Source organism: Paenibacillus sp. BR1-192 (genome assembly GCF_029542445.1).
Lineage (GTDB): Bacteria > Bacillota > Bacilli > Paenibacillales > Paenibacillaceae > Paenibacillus_AQ > Paenibacillus_AQ lautus_A.
Genome location: NZ_CP120718.1, coordinates 1,848,587 through 1,866,874, shown reverse-complemented (window position 1 = coordinate 1,866,874; position 18,288 = coordinate 1,848,587). Strand labels below are relative to the sequence as shown.

At 50.8% G+C, this 18,288-nt stretch carries 18 protein-coding genes; 3 read left to right on the top strand and 15 right to left on the bottom strand.

Annotated elements, in window-relative coordinates:
• Positions 1-17 precede the first annotated feature (17 nt).
• From P0X86_RS07925 to P0X86_RS07905, 5 genes are all read right to left on the bottom strand, one after another.
• Entirely contained in the window at positions 18-1,337 is a 1,320-nt protein-coding gene (locus P0X86_RS07925) for an extracellular solute-binding protein (RefSeq protein WP_277748281.1), read from the bottom strand.
• Positions 1,338-1,449: 112 nt separating this feature from the next.
• Positions 1,450-2,238 (bottom strand): response regulator transcription factor, encoded by a 789-nt coding sequence (locus P0X86_RS07920; RefSeq protein ID WP_192569344.1) that lies wholly within the window; start codon positions 2,236-2,238, stop codon positions 1,450-1,452.
• Positions 2,213-4,006 (bottom strand): cache domain-containing sensor histidine kinase, encoded by a 1,794-nt coding sequence (locus P0X86_RS07915; protein WP_277748280.1) that lies wholly within the window; start codon positions 4,004-4,006, stop codon positions 2,213-2,215. The genes P0X86_RS07920 and P0X86_RS07915 overlap by 26 nt, the downstream gene beginning before the upstream one ends.
• 180 nt (positions 4,007-4,186) lie before the next feature.
• Positions 4,187-4,459: a hypothetical protein gene (locus tag P0X86_RS07910; RefSeq protein ID WP_277748279.1), complete on the bottom strand. Its 273-nt coding sequence runs from the start codon at positions 4,457-4,459 to the stop codon at positions 4,187-4,189.
• A gap of 278 nt (positions 4,460-4,737) precedes the next feature.
• The gene (locus P0X86_RS07905; RefSeq protein ID WP_006208732.1) at positions 4,738-4,962 is read right to left on the bottom strand and encodes a helix-turn-helix domain-containing protein; all 225 of its coding nucleotides are present in this window, start codon (positions 4,960-4,962) and stop codon (positions 4,738-4,740) included.
• 289 nt (positions 4,963-5,251) lie between these two features.
• Here P0X86_RS07905 and P0X86_RS07900 point away from each other — a divergent pair, with 289 nt between their 5' ends.
• From P0X86_RS07900 to nagA, 3 genes are read left to right on the top strand one after another with little or no spacing between them, the layout of a single operon-like run.
• Positions 5,252-6,127 carry a MurR/RpiR family transcriptional regulator gene (locus P0X86_RS07900; protein ID WP_277748278.1) on the top strand — a complete coding sequence of 292 codons (876 nt, stop codon included), beginning with the start codon at positions 5,252-5,254 and terminating at the stop codon, positions 6,125-6,127.
• Between the two features lie 3 nt (positions 6,128-6,130).
• Entirely contained in the window at positions 6,131-6,859 is a 729-nt protein-coding gene (gene nagB, locus P0X86_RS07895) for a glucosamine-6-phosphate deaminase (protein WP_009591745.1), read from the top strand.
• On the top strand, positions 6,856-8,043 hold the full coding sequence (nagA, locus tag P0X86_RS07890; RefSeq protein ID WP_277748277.1) for an N-acetylglucosamine-6-phosphate deacetylase: 1,188 nt from the start codon (positions 6,856-6,858) through the stop codon (positions 8,041-8,043). Before nagB ends, nagA begins: the two co-directional genes overlap by 4 nt.
• Before the next feature lie 95 nt (positions 8,044-8,138).
• On the opposite strand, the gene P0X86_RS07885 is transcribed toward nagA, so the two are convergent.
• The 10 genes from P0X86_RS07885 to P0X86_RS07840 all read right to left on the bottom strand — a co-directional run bounded on the left by P0X86_RS07885 (position 8,139) and on the right by P0X86_RS07840 (position 18,259).
• On the bottom strand, positions 8,139-9,212 hold the full coding sequence (locus P0X86_RS07885; protein WP_277748276.1) for a sporulation protein: 1,074 nt from the start codon (positions 9,210-9,212) through the stop codon (positions 8,139-8,141).
• Positions 9,213-9,402: 190 nt separating this feature from the next.
• Positions 9,403-10,389 (bottom strand): dTDP-glucose 4,6-dehydratase, encoded by a 987-nt coding sequence (gene rfbB, locus P0X86_RS07880; protein WP_277748275.1) that lies wholly within the window; start codon positions 10,387-10,389, stop codon positions 9,403-9,405.
• A 6-nt stretch (positions 10,390-10,395) separates the two neighbouring features.
• Positions 10,396-10,953: a dTDP-4-dehydrorhamnose 3,5-epimerase gene (gene rfbC / locus P0X86_RS07875; protein WP_277748274.1), complete on the bottom strand. Its 558-nt coding sequence runs from the start codon at positions 10,951-10,953 to the stop codon at positions 10,396-10,398.
• Positions 10,954-11,122: 169 nt separating this feature from the next.
• The gene (locus P0X86_RS07870; protein ID WP_192569352.1) at positions 11,123-12,298 is read right to left on the bottom strand and encodes an ATP-grasp domain-containing protein; all 1,176 of its coding nucleotides are present in this window, start codon (positions 12,296-12,298) and stop codon (positions 11,123-11,125) included.
• Positions 12,295-13,446 carry a DegT/DnrJ/EryC1/StrS family aminotransferase gene (locus tag P0X86_RS07865; RefSeq protein WP_192569353.1) on the bottom strand — a complete coding sequence of 384 codons (1,152 nt, stop codon included), beginning with the start codon at positions 13,444-13,446 and terminating at the stop codon, positions 12,295-12,297. Before P0X86_RS07865 ends, P0X86_RS07870 begins: the two co-directional genes overlap by 4 nt.
• 9 nt (positions 13,447-13,455) lie before the next feature.
• Positions 13,456-14,493, bottom strand: coding sequence for a glycosyltransferase family protein (locus P0X86_RS07860; RefSeq protein WP_213580538.1), 1,038 nt, complete (start codon positions 14,491-14,493; stop codon positions 13,456-13,458).
• A gap of 22 nt (positions 14,494-14,515) precedes the next feature.
• Positions 14,516-15,520, bottom strand: coding sequence for a glycosyltransferase (locus tag P0X86_RS07855; protein ID WP_277748273.1), 1,005 nt, complete (start codon positions 15,518-15,520; stop codon positions 14,516-14,518).
• A gap of 200 nt (positions 15,521-15,720) precedes the next feature.
• Complete coding sequence (locus tag P0X86_RS07850) at positions 15,721-15,984, bottom strand: hypothetical protein (RefSeq protein WP_041621943.1); 264 nt, start codon at positions 15,982-15,984, stop codon at positions 15,721-15,723.
• A gap of 23 nt (positions 15,985-16,007) precedes the next feature.
• Positions 16,008-17,342, bottom strand: a complete 1,335-nt coding sequence (locus tag P0X86_RS07845) for a glycosyltransferase family 2 protein (RefSeq protein ID WP_277748272.1) — start codon at positions 17,340-17,342, stop codon at positions 16,008-16,010.
• Complete coding sequence (locus P0X86_RS07840; protein WP_277748271.1) at positions 17,339-18,259, bottom strand: GT-D fold domain-containing protein; 921 nt, start codon at positions 18,257-18,259, stop codon at positions 17,339-17,341. The genes P0X86_RS07845 and P0X86_RS07840 overlap by 4 nt, the downstream gene beginning before the upstream one ends.
• Positions 18,260-18,288 lie beyond the last annotated feature (29 nt).

Here is an 18,288-nt window from a genome sequence, read left to right as displayed (position 1 = left end):
CATCGTTGTCCCGAGTCTTAGTTCCCTTTGGAAATCGCTGCGTCATGCTCTTCGGAGAATTTCTCAGGTGTGACGGCTTTGCCGAAGAGCGCCTGGATCATGTTCAGATGCGTTTCGGCGGCATTCGCCTGCATTTGCACATCCGCGAACAAGGTAATGCTGCTAGCTTTGTTCATTTCATCGAACAGATCAATGTACAACTGTGGAAGCTCGAGCGCCGAGGTATCCACCTTGGTTGCCGGGATGACGCCTGCACCCGTTACCGACTGCTCGCCCCACTTGGTCACGAAATACTCCACGAATTTCTTGGACTCTTCCTTCACCTTCGAGTTTTCGCCGATGAACAAGCCGACGCCCGGTCCGCCTACCCAGCTGTTAATATCGCCCTTGCCGCCTTCGACGGTCGGGAATTTGAAGAATCCGACGCTGTCGCGGAATTCTTGCGGAATCTCTTCATTCGTCGTGAAGTTCGGCAGCTCCCAGGTACCCATCATGTACATGGCCGCTTTGCCGTTCAGGAATTCCGACTTCGCTTCCTCGTTGGACAAGCCGTTGAAGCCTTTGACAAACGCGTTGCCTTCGACCAGCGATTGAACTTCGGCGGCTGCCTTGACGAGCGATTCGTCCTTAAACGAGCCAGAGCCGCTGATTGCACCGGCCAGCGTTTCTTGTCCGCCGATCCGGTCTGCCAGGTACATGTACCAGAGCGAACCGGTCCATCGATCCTTGTTGCCGAGCGCGATCGGAGCAATTCCGTTATCGGACAGCGTTTTCACGACCGTCTTGAATTCTTCGTAGGTTTGCGGAATCTCCAGGTTGTGTTGTTCGAATATCGCTTTGTTGTAGTAAACCGGAGCGATATTGAACTCGAGTGGAAGCGCATACGTTTTGCCGTCAATCGCATAAGCCTCGGTTGTGCCCGCCACGAACTTGTCGCCCAGCTGACCGTCCAGCAAATCGTCGACCGGTGCAAACAGGTTGCCTTCCACGTACGGCTTCAGGAATCCGGCTGCCCAGGTCACGCCTACGTCCGGAAGCTCGTTCGATGCGGAAAGCACCTTCAGTTTGTTTTTGTATTGCTCATTATCCAGAACTTCCTGTTTGATCGTCACGTTTGGATTCTCTTTTTGATATTCTTCGATGATCTGATTCACGATTTTGTTCTGTCCCGCGGAGACGCCCGCCGGCCACAAGTGCATGAAGTTTACCGTAACTTTATCGCCTTCGCTAGCGCCGCTGCCCGATTCTCCCGTGCTGCTGCTGTTCGATCCGCAGCCGGCTGCAACCAGAGCGAGACACAATGTCAAAAGCAGAACCGTCCATTTTTTATTGAACACGTTTACAACCCCTTTTCTAGTATGCTATTCGCGTTATGAAACCGCTTTAATCAAATTTTATCAGTGAGGGGAAGATTGTATAAGGTCATAATGATTGGGACTAATTCCACTTTTATTGGATTTCCTCTCCGTTATCGGATACGCTTTGGCGATATTGGCTCGGGCTTACTTCCTCAAGGTCCCGGAACACTTTCACGAAATATTTCGCCGTCTGGTATCCGACCTTCTCCGCAATTTCCGAGATCGGCAGCGGCGTCCCCGCCAGCAGTTCCTTGGCCCGCTGCACCCTGCGGCGCGTCAGATACTCGCTGAACGTGAGCCCGGTCTGCTCTTTGAACAGCACGCTGAAATAACTGGAATTCAGATGAAGCACTTCCGCCACTTCCTTCAGCGATACCGGTTCCTGAAGATGCTGATCCACGTACTTCAGCGCTTCCTGCACCTGGACGCTGTATCCCTTATCCTGCTGCGCCGCCTCCAGCAGCTTGGGGTCGACCAGTTTCTCCATCCGCTCAATCCGATCGATCTTTTCCCGCCGTTCCAGCGCCGATTCAACCGCGGTTACCAGCTTCCGCTTATCCAGCGGCTTCAGCAGATAATCCACGACCCCGTATTGCAGCGCTTTGCGGGCATAGTCGAACTCCGAGTAGCCGGATATGACGATAATGACTGGCGGATGCTCCAGTTCATGCAATCGCTCAATCAGCTCCAGCCCCCCGATTTCCGGCATGCGGATATCCGTTACCACCAGATGCGCCACCTGCTCCTGCAGCCACTCCAGCGCCTCTACGCCGCTTGTAGCCGTCACGATTTTGCATCGGCCGGACGACCACGCCTCCAGGGTCTTTCTTACCCCTTCCCTCGTTCTTGGTTCATCATCCACGATCAGTATCGTTTTCATGCTTTTCCCCCTCCCCGTCGATAGCCGGGAAATCGTTCGGTATTTGAAATGAAATGGTCGTCCCCTGACCGACCACGCTGTGAATGCGCAGGCCGGCCTGCTCGGAAGCGTAATACAGCCGGATTCTCTGCTCGACATTGGCTATGCCGACGCCGCTTTTTTTAGCGGATTCCGCATACCCTTTTTCCATGGATGCATATAACGAGGCTACGGTCTCCTCGTCCATCCCGGGCCCGTCGTCGGCAATCGAAACAACCGTGTAGCCCGGTTGATCGGAGGCTTGCGCGCGCACAATGACGGTGCCTGGCCCCAGTCGCTGCTCAACGCCGTGCAGGATCGCATTTTCCACGATCGGCTGGATCAGCAGCTTCGGAATCGGCACGTTCTTGCTGGCTTCGTCCGCCTCGATTCTCCAGGATAACCGGTCGAGCATCCGCATTTTCATAATCATCAAATAACGTTCGGCATGATCCAGCTCGTCCCGCACCGATACCCATTCATCCTCGTCTTTGCGGTTGATGACGTAGCGGAATAATCCCGACATGGCGACCACGATCTGGGCCAGTTCCTCTTCGCCTTGATCGTCGAGCGCCCAGTAAAACGCTTCCAAGGTGTTAAAAAGAAAATGCGGATTGATCTGCGCCTGCAGCGCTTTAAGCTCCGTCCGGCTCTGTATGATCTCCTTCTGATACACGACCTCGATTAATTCGTTCAGGGAATCCACCATCTGGTTATACGAATTGTTAAGCTCATTGATCTCCATCGTCTTCGAGGTGACGGCAATGGGCTTCAGCGTTCCCAGCCTCACGCCGCGCATGGCTTTGATCAAATTCAGAATCGGCCGGATAATCATCGTCGTCAGTATAAAGCTCAAGATCAGAAACAGCAGCGCACCGACGGCTCCGGATACGATAATCGCGGTCCGCAGCACCGATATCCCTTCGGTCGTATAGTCTACTGGCGTCAGGATGACCAAATTCCAGCCCGTTGCCGCAGACTGCCTCTGTACGGCGATATAGTCCTCGTCGCCGACCGTGACGGTCTCTCCTTCGCGGTGCAGAACCGCCCTCGAATCCACCGCCGTCGCAAAATCCGACGAGATTTCATGGCCCGCCTGATCAAACAGCCCCATCGTTTCACGCGAATCGCTGCCCATGCCGCCGGCAGAATCCGTTAGCGCAAAATAGTCCTTCTCCAGCTTCACGAGCAGGTATCCGCCATGCGCAAAAGAATGGTCGATCAGCCGGATTCGGCGTACCGCTACCACCACGTCCGGATCCCGGGGATCCTGGCCGAACCATACCAGCTTCCCCATGCCCTTGTCAGCCGCTATAATCCAATCGACCCCGACCCGACTGGTCAAACTGCCTTCGTCGAGCGGGAACAGCCGCCGATAATCCGTTGTATACAATTCAAGCGACCGGATGCCCGTAGCGTATGCCTCATACTTGCGCACTTCCTGCTGCAGGGACTGCCGTTCTCCGAACGTAATCGGATGACCTGCGGTCTCCTGCGCGAGATAACGCTGAACCGTTGCGTTCGTGGACACTTGGGCCGTCAGCGTATCCACCTGCTTAAGCAGCGCATCCAGCTTGCCCGTGGCCTGCACGGCCGTCTGCTGGATATGTTTCTCGGCACTGTTGCGCAGAAGGGCGGAAACCTGGTCATATACAAAAACCCCGACTAATGCCAACACGATGATCATCACCAGCATAAACCCGAGGAAGATTTGATTCCGCAGCGTATTCAGCCTGCCAAACCTGTTCACGTTCTTACCCTCCCTTTCGCTTGGAACTGTAATTCACTATACACAATCTTGAAGAAGTTAGGGAGTCCTCGCTCATCTGCAGGGGCGGAAGCTATATGTACTTTATTACTATAAAAAAGAGGAAGTGCGGGCAGGTTATTTTTCCCTCGCACTTCCTCTTATATACCGCTGAAACTTCCGCTATACGGGATACAATTTCTGATGACGACCCAGCTCCTTTTTGCAATCGGTGCACAGCCCTCTTACGGCACCGGAATCATCCGCATAAAAAGTCAGCGGGCGCTTGCGGCGGCACTTGCTGCAGGCTTGTCCACGCTGCCCGCTGCTCGTTCGCGTTTTGGATTTCAGCTGGATGACATTGCCCTTTCTTCCGCTGCTTCGCTTGCGTCCAAACCCAATCAATACCAAGAGGACCAAAACGGCGCCGGCCGTAATCCCGATCATCCACCCCATGTTTATTCCACCTCCGACATGTGCAGGCTATTTGTACAAAACAGCTACAAAACGAAATGCAGGGTTGCATTCCAAGCTCGACCCAAACGATCGTACTGCCTCCAATACCAACTGCGAACATTTTACCATATCTTCATTGTTAATAGAGGTTCCTGCTGCTTATCCGTCACCATCGATAACCGGATTCTTGGAGCCAAAACACAAAAAAGCCTTCTCACTCCCGAGCTAACGGGAAGGAAGGCTTTCGCTGTGCTTTCGTTCATGCAACCGGCATGGTGTCAGATCTTCAACTCACCGAGTTTTATCAACTCAACGACAGCTTGCGAACGGCCCTTGACGTTTAATTTCTGCATGACATTGGAGATGTGGTTACGCACCGTCTTTTCGCTAATAAACAACTGCCCGGCGATATCGCGAGTCGTTTTGTCCTGCACAAGCAATTCAAACACTTCGCGTTCACGGTGGGTTAACAAGAACTTGCTGTTATGGTCGGTCCCCTTCAATGGTGTCACCCCTCCTTGCCCGGGTATGTGTGGTCTAACAAGGTTAAGGGATACAGTCAACTCATCTTATGTCAGATCAGGGGGGAAGGTGCGAAAGAGGCGAATAAATTGGGCGTTTGGCCCGTATCAGCGATTTTTATCCTTGCTTCCCACCGCTTGTTGGTCTATGATGGGGGTGTTAAAATTATTTTCTTCATTTTTTCATTTTTTTTAAAATAATTTTCAGAACGGAATCCCATTCGTTATGCCCAGGCAATAAGCTCACCGGGAACCTTGAAGGAGGCTTGTGATGACACCAATCTTGCATATTATTTCTGTCGAAAAGGAAAGTCTGCCCCGTCAGGAACGACGGCTCGCGGAATTCATTTTGACAGCCCCATCCGAGATTGTGCATATGGGCATTAAGGATCTTGCCGATCGGTGCGAGGTCAGCGCTGCCACCGTAACCCGTTTTTGTAAGAATTTTCAGTGTAAGGGGTATCCTGATTTTAAGCTCAAGCTTGCGGCCGAGATCGCTCATGCCGAAATGGCCTCGCGCACGGGAAACACGCGCTATCAGGACATCGTGGCGGGCAACCCGCTGGCCGGGATCGTCGAGGCGATCGAATCCAATCATCTGACTTCCATCCGGGATACGACGGAGCTGCTTGATCTGGGTCAGCTGGAGCGTGCCGTGGATGCCCTGTGCCGCGCGAAACGCATTGATCTGTACGGCGTGGCGACCTCTTCCATCGTGGCGCAGGACTTTTACCAGAAGCTGATCCGGATCGGAAAAAACTGCACCGCTTTTGCGGATTCCCATATGCAGATCACGTCAGCCTCCACACTGACCTCAAGCGATGTGGCCGTTGCCGTTTCTTACTCCGGCGAAACGCCGGAGACCATCGATGCATTGGCCTGTGCCAAAGACGCCGGCGCCTTCACGATCAGCATCACCTCTTACCGGAGCAGCGCGATCTCCGCCCTCGCGGATATTACGCTGTATTCATCGTCGCTCGAGGAAGGAATGCGCCGGGGTGATATGGCTTCGCGTATCGCTCAGCTTCACATTATAGACATCCTATTCATGGGAATGGCCAGCCGGGACTTCTCCACGTATGTCCCCCGACTGGAGCAATCATATCTTAATGTTCAAAATTATCGCAAAAGCCGAGGAGGACAATAACCAATGAATATTTACACATTCCGCGACGAAGAACAATTCGTGCAAACAGGCGCTAACCTGATTTCCAGCCTGCTGCACACCAATCCGCGCGCCACGCTGGGACTGGCTACGGGAAGCACGCCGGTCGGGCTCTATGCCAAGCTGATTGAAATGAACCGTCAGGGACTGGTCAGCTTCGCCCAAACCACGACGTATAATTTGGACGAATATGTAGGCCTTCCGGAGAATCATCCCGAGAGCTACCGCACTTTCATGAATGAGAAGTTCTTCAATCATGTCGACATCCAGATGGATCGCACCCATGTGCCGAACGGCAATGCTGCCGATCCGGAAGCAGAATGCCTGAATTACGACAAAATGCTCGAAGAATACGGGCCGGTTGATCTTCAGCTCCTCGGCCTTGGACATAACGGACATATCGGTTTCAACGAGCCTGGCGAATCCTTAAGCGGCGGTACCCATGTGGTTGAGCTGCAAGAAAAAACACGCAACGCGAATGCAAGATTCTTCCCAACCCTGGACGATGTCCCGACCCACGCGATTACCATGGGCGTTGCCACCATCATGAAGGCCCGCCAAATTCTCCTGCTCGTTCGAGGAGAGGATAAAGCGGAAATCGTACACCGCGCATTGACGGGGCCGATTACCACAGAGTGTCCGGCATCGCTGCTTCAATGTCATCCGAACGTTGTCGTCCTTCTGGATCAAGGCGCAGGGAGACTGCTGGTATGAGCAGCGAACGCAAAGATTCGGTCCAATTGTTGTACGGTCAAGTCTTGACGCCAGACGGCTTCTGTGCAGACGGCGTGCTGGCGATCCAAGGTGAGGACATTGCTTACGCCGGCGATGTTTCCGGGCTCCCTGCCGAGCTTAAACAGGCTGCAGCGGAAGTGATCAACCAACCCGACGGCTACATTATTCCCGGATTTATTGATATCCACGTGCACGGCGGCAACGGCGAAGATTTCATGGATGCAAGTAAGGATGTCCTGGATAAAATCACGTCGTTCCACAGCTCCCAGGGAACCACGTCCATGCTCGCCACCACGATGACGGCGCCGAAGGCAGCCATCGACCATGTGCTTCGGGAAGTTAACGACTACCGCAGCCAAGGCATGCCTTATACCAAACTGGTAGGCGCACATCTGGAAGGCCCTTTCATCAGTCCGAAATGGCCAGGCGCACAAAATCCGGAGCATATCGTCCATGCCAATATCGACTGGCTGGAAGAATGGGTGTCCACATACCCGGATCTGATCCGCCAGGTGACCCTGGCACCGGAGCGCGAAGGAGCGCTGGAGGCCATCTCCTGGCTCAGCAGCCACGGGATCGTGGCCGCACTGGGTCATACGGATGCCACCTACGAGGAAGTGGAGGCGGCCGTTGAGGCAGGACTTAGCCATGGCGTGCACACGTTTAATGCGATGACAGGACTGCATCACCGCAAGCCTGGCGTGGTGGGTGCGATGCTGGGCGATGATCGCCTAAGCTGCGAAATCATCGCCGACGGCATCCATGTTCACCCGGCTGCCATTCGGATTCTGGCCCGCATGAAACAGGACGGCAACCTGATTCTGATCACCGATGCGATGTCCGCTACCGGAATGGCTGACGGCGAATATACGCTTGGCGATTTGCCGGTCGTTGTCGAGAACGGCATCGCCACGCTCAAGAGCAACAGGGAGAGCCTGGCTGGCAGCACGCTGACGATGATCAAAGGATTCCAGCTGCTGGTCCGAGAGGTCGGTTTGAGCATTGAGCAGGCCTCCCGGGTCGGAAGCCTCAATCCCGCCAGAAAAATCGGCATCGATAATCGCACCGGTTCCCTTGAGTCCGGCAAACTTGCCGACGTCCTGGTGCTCTCCAGCGACCTGGAGCTGCAAGGCGTTTGGATTCAAGGAGTACGCAAGCATTAATCCGCTACCTTAACACGCATTGCAAATAAGCAAAGGAGCTGCCTTAGTTAGGATGACTTCAATCCTAATGGGCAGCTCCTTTTGGTATAAGGGTTTTACCGGCTGTTTCGATTGCCGCCAAACCAACCGTCGTCCGTATCGTTTTTCATCAGGTTGCCGCGGGTGTCGTTCATGCCGTTTCGGCCGCCAAGGTTCAACGGGAAAACGCGGTTGATCCAAGAGCCGAAATCACGCGAAAGCGTTCCAACCGTGTTCGCCGCATTCCCGTCCGTTCCAAATCGATTGGCATGCTGATAAAATTCCTCATCGGAGGAAACATATACTTGACTGATATGCGGAGCGGTCTTGCGAATTTTGCTCGTAATTTCCTGACGAAGGTGCTGAGGCACTTCTTCACGATTGTTGCTCATGATGCCCATATTATTGTTGTAGGTCCCATAAGGAACGCCATTGATGCCTGTTCCCATGTACGTGTCGTTGGTTGCGCCGTTTGTTCCGGTAAAGGTATTGGTACGCGTGTCGTTAGTTCCCATAAGACCGTTCGTGCGCGTGCCGTTTAACGTATTATAATTGCTTCCGCCAAAGCCGCCATTGGTTGTCGTTCCGTTCACACCGAAGCCGCGGTTATCGGCATTGCGGCCGAGACCTGTCGTGTTATCTACCGCACGTCGGGTGTCATTAGCCATACCACGGAGAAGACCGACGGTACCTGTGCCCGAAGTACCGAAAGTACGGTTTCTGACATTCGTTGTGTTTGTGCCGTTCATCGTGCCGTTCATGGTGCCGTTCATCGCGCCGTCAGCGGAACGATTCGCCCCAGTGCTCATGCCTGTCACGCGACCATTGATGTTGCTCGTGTTCATGCCGTCCCTGGACAGCGAAACATAGGCATTGCGGTTCGTTACGAATACATGCGCCGATCCTACGCCGCTGATATCCGAAACTTTTTTCGACAGCGCCTTGCTGTATTTCAGGTTGGACAAGTCATGCTGCTGCGTGCTGCCGACGTTCTGGTTGTTACGTACGGAATTCACGCCGATACGGCCACCGTCCACATTGTTCGTACGAGTCGTGTTGCCGTCGTTAGCGTTACCGCACCCTGCTACTGCAGCCATACTGAGCAGCAGTGCCGTGGAGACGGTCAGGTTGAGGGCCTTGGATTTAACCATGATTCATCCTCCATCTCTATAATGAATGTAATAACATCGTATAGGATGACCTCGGGACAAAGGCGGTATGCTGAAAGGTTTTAACATGGAGAAAAATGCGCTACAGGCCATTTATGCACAAAAAACGCCGATGGAATCATCGGCGATCATTTCATTAACTAACTAATCCATTCAATTAAAGAAGTCCTTCTTAATGACCGCTGTCTGCTGACTTTTCAAGCACTTGTTCCACCCAAGCCAGGTTCTTCTGATACCATCGAATCGTCTCACGAATGCCGCTTTCGTAATGATATTGTGGAGCCCAACCGAGTTCCTTCCTTATCTTATCTGCATTTATCGCATAGCGGCGATCATGTCCGGGACGATCTTGGATATGCCGAATCAAGGTTTCGGGTTTGTTCAGTTCAGACAGGATCGTTCGAATAACCTGCAAATTATTCCGTTCATTATGTCCTCCGATATTATATATTTCGCCGTCGACGCCCTGGCGCAAAACCAGGTCAACAGCTCGACAATGATCTTCCACGTACAGCCAATCGCGAACGTTCAAACCGTCGCCGTATACCGGAAGGGGCTTGTTATGCAAAGCATTGTAAATGATAAGCGGTATTAGCTTTTCAGGATACTGATATGGGCCGTAATTATTTGAACAGCGCGTGATATTGATCGGTAATCCAAACGTCTCATAATAAGCTCGAACCATCAAATCGGCGCCTGCTTTGCTTGCAGAATACGGACTGTTCGGTTGAAGCGGTGATTCTTCGGTAAATAGGCCGGTGGCTCCCAGCGTGCCATAGACTTCATCAGTAGAGACCTGGACAAACTTGCCGACTCCATATTGCCTCGACAGATCGAGGAGCGTCTGAGTTCCTGCCACATTCGTCAAGACAAACAATTCAGGCTGCAAAATGCTGCGGTCGACATGGGATTCAGCCGCAAAATTAACGACCGCATCAACCCCCTCCTTAAAGAGGGGTTCTAAAGCTGCCCGATCTCTGATATCCGCTTTCACAAAACGATATTTGGGATTCGTCCGCACTTCGCTCAGATTTCCTGAATTGCCGGCATACGTTAGTTTATCCACATTAATAAATTCGTCATTCGGATGTTGAGACAGCATATATCGTATAAAGTTACTGCCTATAAACCCCGCACCGCCTGTGACAACGATCTTCATGCGACCTCACCCCTCGTATACATAGTTATTTTCTGCCAAAGCCAATCGAGGATGCTTTGAATCTTTGTCAGAGAGAACAGGTTTGTTCACAGGCCAATCGATATTGAGATCCGGATCGTTCCAGGCTATTCCCCGATCATGCTCTGGCGAATAGTAGGCATCGACCTTGTATATGACCTCCGTATCGTGAACAAGAGTACAAAAACCATGGGCAAACCCTTTGGGAACGAGAAGTTGAATGAAATTGGCTGCGGATAAGATAAAACCTTGCCATTGTCCATAGGTAGGGGAGCCCGACCGAATATCAACGACCACATCATAGATCGCCCCGCTTACAACGCGGATCAATTTCGTCTGTCCCTCGGGAGACAGTTGGTAATGCAGCCCTCTAATAACACCTGCCTCACGTGACATCGAGTGATTGTCCTGAATAAAATGGTCGTTAATGCCGCATCCTTTAAGAACTCGATCATTGAAACTTTCCATAAAAAATCCCCGATGGTCTTGGTGAACGGCCGGTTCAATCCGTTTCACGCCTTGGAGCTTTGTATCCGTGATTTTCATCTGCTGCCTCCGGTACTTGGATTTGAGAGAGCTTTACCGAAAACATCGGTTGCCGCTCTCCCGATTATTTATATGTCTAATCCCCAATTAGGATATAGGCATACGCTCCCCCATGCAAAAATCCCGATCGCCGCTGCAGATCGAGATTTCGATATGATATATATAAGATCTAACCTAAATCGATTCTTATCTTCTCTTTAACTTCTTCCAGCAGGCTCAGCACTTCTTCCAAACGGTCCCCTTTCACGATGATCTGGCCGATTCGGTCAGTGCCAACCCTGAATTTATTTACCTTCTCGCCTATATGATAATCAAATGATATTTGAATAATATTCTCATGCTGTTCATTTCCGTTCTCAAGTCCAGTAATATCCCCATCTTTATCGGAGATCAGTAATTCACACGCACAAGGCTGTGAAGTATGAGAGGGAAATGACGGATTCATGCGAAGAGCAGCCTTGATGATCTGCTCATAGTAATCGAATCCATAGAAAGTGGACACCAGTTCGGGCAAGCATGTAGCTCCTGCTCTGCCTCCGATTTCAAGAACATACACATGCCCGTCTTTCAAAATAAAATCCGCATTGATTGCGCAATGATTTAATTCCAACGCTTCGATACTTTGTTTCAACTGGGAAAACAGATCTTGCTGCACTTCTTCGGGCAATTCATATGGGACATAGTGACCGATGGGAACACCGGTATCCCCATAAAAGACGAAATCCCCGTGCGGCATGATGAATTGAATTTGGTTATCGTAGACGAATGCCTGTGCGCCAAACTCGGTTCCTTCAATAAACTCTTCAACGATGAAAAAATCCAGTTTCGTATCCTTGCGCACGGTTTCAAATGCGTATTCCACATGGGCCATATCGGCAACCTTCACAATGCCCTTGCTTGCTCCCCCGTCCACTGCCTTAAAGATAAGCGGCGGCGACAATACTTCGAAAGCGCTGTAGGCTTCCTGCAAGGTTTGGACTTTCAGAAATCGTGCCGTTCGTACGCCATGTTTCATAAAAGCCTGTTTCATCTTCCATTTATTTGAGGAGAGCAGAGCGGATTCATAACTCAATCCGCTTACTCCCAATTCATCCACGACTCTGCCGATCGACTTGACGGCCACGTCCGTACCCGTTGTACAGATTCCATGAATTCCTTCATGCCGGGCGATTTCGACAATCTTATCCATATGGGTCGTATCCTCGTAGTAAACCTTGTCTGCCTTGGCAAACCCGGGATAGTTTCCTTGTCGGCTCACAACAATAACGTATAATCCCATTCTTTTCGCGGTTTCAATTAATGGGAGCTGGGAGATTCCCGCACCTAGAACCAACAGTTTTCTCATGGCTTAAACTCCCTTATACGGGTTATGATCCGATCCAAGTCCTCCTCCGTAATGTTCGGATGAATAGGAAGGGTCAGAATTCTTTTCCAGATCTCCGAGGAGAGCGGCACGATCGCTTTGAGATGCAGGTAGCTCGGATGCAGATGGCACGGATAATAATGGACGCCCGTCGCGATATTGTGTTCCTGCAAGTGTCCAATCATACGGTCCCTCTGGCTTTCCTTGCTGAATTTAACCTGGAACAAATGCCAGGAGCTTTGAGCATACGGCTGTTCACGAGGAAGTTCCAGCCATTCCAAATCCTTCAGTTCGGATTGGTAACGAGCCGCTATTTCTTTTCGTCTTCCGTTCAATTGGCTCAGCTTATTTAACTGAACGAGCCCGATGGCAGCCTGCATGTCGTTCATATGATATTTGTATCCTACGTCATCAACGAAATACTGCCATGCATACACCTTCTCATGTGACGACCGTATCCACGTATCGCGGGAAATGCCTACCCACCTCTTCTCACGCAGCTTACGGTTCATCCACTCGGTATTGCAGGTAATTGCGCCGCCTTCACCACTCGTTAAATTTTTGACGGCATGAAAACTGAAGCATGTGATATCGCTGACGGAGCCGATCTTTTTGCCTTTATATTCCGCGCCGCATGCGTGCGCAGCATCTTCTACTACCTTGATTCCATTGGCATGCGCCAACTCATGGATGGTATCCATATCGCAGGGATGCCCGCCCATGTGAACGACGATAATTGCCTTGGTTTTATCTGTTATCTTCCGCTTGATATCTTCCGGCGATATGTTCATCGTATCGGGTTCAATATCCGCAAAAACCGGCGTTGCTCCCACATAGCTAACCGCATGGACAGTGGATATGAACGTGATGGAAGGCACGATGACCTCGTCACCCGGCCCAATACCCAAAATGTCCATGGCCAGATGGAGCGCGGCCGTACCGGAATTGAGCGCAACCGCGAAACGGCTGCCGACATACTTGGCAAATTCCTGCTCGAACTGTTCCGTTTTGGGGCCAAGTCCAAGCCATCCTGACCGTAAAACATCTGCCACAGCGTCGATCTCCTCTTGACCTATACTCGGTTGAAGAACGGGTATCAGCTTATGGTCCAAGTGAACCTCTCCTTTCATAATCCCTCGTCATTCCGACATTAGAATTTGTGAACGCCATCGTTCGGCGCAAGCTTCCACTGAAAAATTCGCCCATGCTACTTGTTCGGCATGCTCCGCGATGCTCTGCCGTAGTTCCGGCTGTTCGATCAGTTGGACCATGGCTTCGTACCAATCATCGCTCTCACCGGATACAATCAGGCCGTTTTCCTTCCCGGCAACCCATTCCTCGTAAGCCGGAGAAGAAGAATATATCCCCGGAATCCTGCAAGCGGAATATTCGCGAAATTTATTGTTGCTTTTGCAATCATGCAGCAGCGTTCGCTCCAACGGCGCTAACCCGATATCCCAGTTGGAACGGTAAAGGCGCTTCAGAAAGTTTTTATAGTTCTCATCGTAGGATTCCGTAAACACCTGCGGCTTCTCCCTGAGTTCATCGGGAACATACCCGCAGAACTCGATTCTGAGTTTATCCCCGTACTTCCCAATGATTTTATGCAATGCCCCGATAACAGGTTCAAAAGCCACTTGTTTTTTTCCGCCTTCATACCCGATTACGACTTTCCCTTCTTCTTTACGGTTCTTTTTCAAACCGGAAAAAACGGAGAAATCAACGCTTCCCGGAAAATAGATTATTTTTTGGGGACTAAAATGCGTTTCAAGATGTTTGGCAAAAAAACTGGAAGCAACCTTTACGCTTTGGGCGTTTTTCAGAAATTTAACATACGTCTTTCTTCGTGAAGAATCATGATAATATCGTCCCATATCCGAACCCGGAGACATCGCGATAAAATGGTCGTCGATCACGTACACCGTCTTTTTTCCCATCTCCCGGGCCATCTCCAGATACTTATAAGCTTCGGGCTGAACCGTTCGGAAGAAGAGGACGATATCCGCTTCAGCCAGCCTTGATCTGTCCATCTCATCATCGGATCTGACGTCAAAGTCGCAAACTCCCATCTTCTCCAGATGGCGGAGGGGCTGCTCAATGCCGATTTTATAGGAAGCGATTTTTTCCGATCCGACGATGAGTACGTTTATATCCCCTCTTTTCCCTCTTTTCCCCATTTTCCCGCTCTCTCCCCCGATTTTACGTTTTGAAGATATATCTCTTCCAATTATCGATGCATGTCTGAAGCGAAAAATGCTGCCGGGCTGACCTATGCGCATTCTCCTTGATTCTCTGCCGCATCGTCGGATCTTCGATCATGGCCTTGATTCCCTCATACCAATGCTGCTCGGTATGCTCAACCAAGTAGCCGGTTTCGCCCTGCTCGACCCAATGCGTATAAACAGGAGACTTCGAGTATATGCCCGGAATGCCGCAGGCACCGTATTCACGGAATTTGGTATTCGTTTTCCCCTTGTTAAATGAATTGTCGGCAAGCGGCGCAATCCCGATGTTCCAGTTGCTCTTATTAAGCTTTTTCAAAAACTCCTTGTATTCCATCCCCCCGCCTTCATATTTGACGCTTGGATGATCAGCCAGCGAAGGCGGAAGGTAGCCGTAAAATTCTAATCTCACGAACCCCCCGTAATAATCCAAAATTTTGTTCAACGCTGAAATGACGGGCACGAAATCTTCCTCTTTGTCCCCTCCTGCATAACCGATGACCACTTGCCCCTGATCCTTATCCGCCTTCTCGTTCTGGTCCAGCCACTCGAAATCGATGCTGGCAGGGAAGTAAATCACGTGTCTATTGTACCGCTCATGAATATAGGTGCCGAGATCAGGAGCATCGACTTTAATGATTTGCGTATTTTTCAAAAACTTAATAAACGTCTCTCGACGGATCGGATCGTTGTAATATTCGCCCACCGGAGTTGTTGGCTGAATCTCCAGGAAATTATCGTCAATAACATAGACCGTCCTTTTATTCAGCTGATGGGCCAGCTCTAGTAATGCATAGGCCGCCGGTTCCACATTGCGAACGAATACAATCGTGTTCGCGGCCGCAATCATTTCGTGGGTCACGTCGGTTTCCAGTTTCACGTCGAATTGCAGGTTCTCTTGTTTATTCAGCGTTTGGAGGGGCTGGATAACGCCGATTTCAAGCGACGGTATCATGCCTGCCGCGATAACCAGAACGTCCATCTTGGGCAGAGCCGTCTCGATGACGGCAACAGCGGTTTGGGATCTTTTCTGAGCATCGGCGCGCCCTTGAGCGAGCCCTTCCTCTTTTCCCCGCTGGAAACCGTCTAAACTGCCCTTTTGATATGCGCTAAGACGAACAGGATGGTGTTTTCGTTTTCCAGCTCGCTTTCGAGGCCTTATTTTTTTTTCTTAAAGCCATCTTATCCTTCTCCTTTATAAGCTTCTTGATGACCGGCCTCCATACCCTCCGCATAACCAACGTTAAATCCTTCGTTATACGCTTTATCAAACCCCGCATCATAGGATTGATTGTATTCGGCAGCCGTTTGTCGCGGAGCTATTCTTCCTGGACCTTTTCTTCTCTTTCCCCCAAAAACTCGATTCGCCCCCTTCCCTCTTAAGCCTCTTCCACGGATTCCTTTTCTCTTCAACGCAGCACCGCCATTTTTTTTCCTTGCTCTCATCCGTCTCACCCTTTTCTCTTTAATTAAATGTTATCCGCCTTAATCACCGGAGGAGAAATGATTGGAATTTCCTCCCCATATTGCTGGATTTCGTGCTCGTTCACTAGCAGCGGCTCGTAAAAATCAAGGCGCCAAGCCGCTAAGACGAGCCGATTCAGGAATCGCTGCAGCCGATTCCCCTTGTACTGATAAACGCTGCCGTTCTTATGCTTGATCAGTTTGCCTTCTTGCTCCCAAGATTCCGTGGATGGAAAATACACAGTCCTCATACGCCCAACGGCTTCCTCCGCAGCCATGGGATCCCCGAGCGGCCAGCAGCGGAGATCAACCTGTGAAACCCGTACTGCCTGAATGCCGACGGCTCCATGAACCGGGTGCCTGATTCCGTTCTCAATCCAATAGATTACCGAGTCTGCCCCTGTCACGAAGACACACGTCGGATACATATCAACGGTCCGCAGCTTCATGTCCCGGTTTAAGCTCCGCTGCCACTTCAGGGACAACATCTCATGAGGATCTTCCCACTTGCTGGAGTAGAAAGAAAGATTATTCGCATACACTTGTTCGAATCTGGAATTTAACGTCTTCATGCTGACGCTGCCATAATGGTGAATAAACGTATCCTTGGCGATAATGAGCTGCATTCCAAGAAGACGGGCACGCAGCCCATAATCGTCATCTTCACAGTTGCCGATCTCAAAGCCCTCGTCAAAATAACCCAATCGGTAAAAATCATCACGCCGAATCAACATGCAAAAACCTGTCAAGCGTTCTGTAACGGTCCAGCTGTGCGCATTAGAGTGATTGTATGATTTGGAGAATTGCTGCATCTCCGCGGTATCGTGGTAGCTGACATGAATAAGTTGCTCTCCGCTGATATAATTTGTCACCGGACCGACAATCCCGAACTGCGGGTCGCTGTGCAGACAGACGAGTAAATTCGTGAGCCAGTTGGTCGTTACAACGGAATCATTATTTAAGATCATCAACGTTGTTCCTTTTGCCATCATCAGTCCCTGATTTACAGCTCCTGCAAAGCCTAAATTTTCTTCATTGATTCGAAAGCGAAGCCCTTGGGAAGATTTGAGAAATTCCGCAGTTCCGTCATCGGATGCATTATCAATAATAATGAGTTCATACGGCGTGCCGGTATATTGAGCGATACTTTCAATGCATTCTTTTAAATAAGGAAGCTGATTATAGGTCGGTATAATGATACTTGTACCCTCAAAAACATTCCTGAATTGGGATATTCCCATATTCCGCCCCCGGCTGTATCCATCCTTGTAGCCGGAATGGAAGCCTTTGTTAAACCCGTCGTTGTAACCGTCCGTTTTATGATGGCTGATGCGGTTCATAAGGTTGCTTCCCCGCTTGCTAAGGAATCAGCCAGATGCCCGAAATCGACAGCGACCTTTCCGAGCTCGGAGGCAATTCGCTCTGTAATGATAACAGCCGGAATGCCGGCGCCCACCAGCGCGATGTCGAATGGATGCCCTCGAATTTCATCCATGATTCTGGGAATATCGTGGATACCTTCCACGGGGGCCACCGTGCCCGCCACCTTGATTCCGCGGCCCGACAGCACCCGTGAAAGACCGGGAGCGGAATTGCCCACCACGAGAACTCGACGTCCTGCAAGGATCCCTCCCAGTAAACCTTCCAAATGCAATGCATAGTTGACCGTCGATAACGTTAGTTGCAACTTTCGATAATCAATGCCATGCGCTTTAAAAACCGAAAAGCCCAGAGGTTGAAAGTTCGGCAATCTTAGTTTGGGAATGCCAACGATATCGGCCTTTCTCACGGAGGCTGCCAACATATCTCTTGCTTTTAGATCAGGTAAACGAACACCGGCATAACTTAAAAAATGTCCTTCTTTACGCACTTCGTCCGTGTTCAAAACCAACTCCTGCGCAAGCGTAAGCAGTTCCCCATCCCCTAAGCGGATAACGGACAACGGGGAGCTTGAATCCAAAGCTTCGTTAAGCCTCCTTGCAACCTCCGCCGCGCTTAGAAGACGATAATATTGAGAACTCATTTGTTCCATACCAGCTTCGATAATCTGGCGAACCGAAATTTCAGGAAGAATCTCTAGCTCCGGGAGTATCGAGTCCACGATCCCTTCTCCTCCTTCATATAATCCCTTCGCGTACTCCTCTCCCGAGTTTGGTTTTGCCATCGTTTCGGGTTCCGAAGGCCGCGACCTCATCATCGCCTGGTCGTAGCCGGTATCAAAGCCTTCATTAAACGAAGCTGCCGCTTGTTCCAGCAATTTCTGGGTACAGTCGCTTGGCGTTTGGC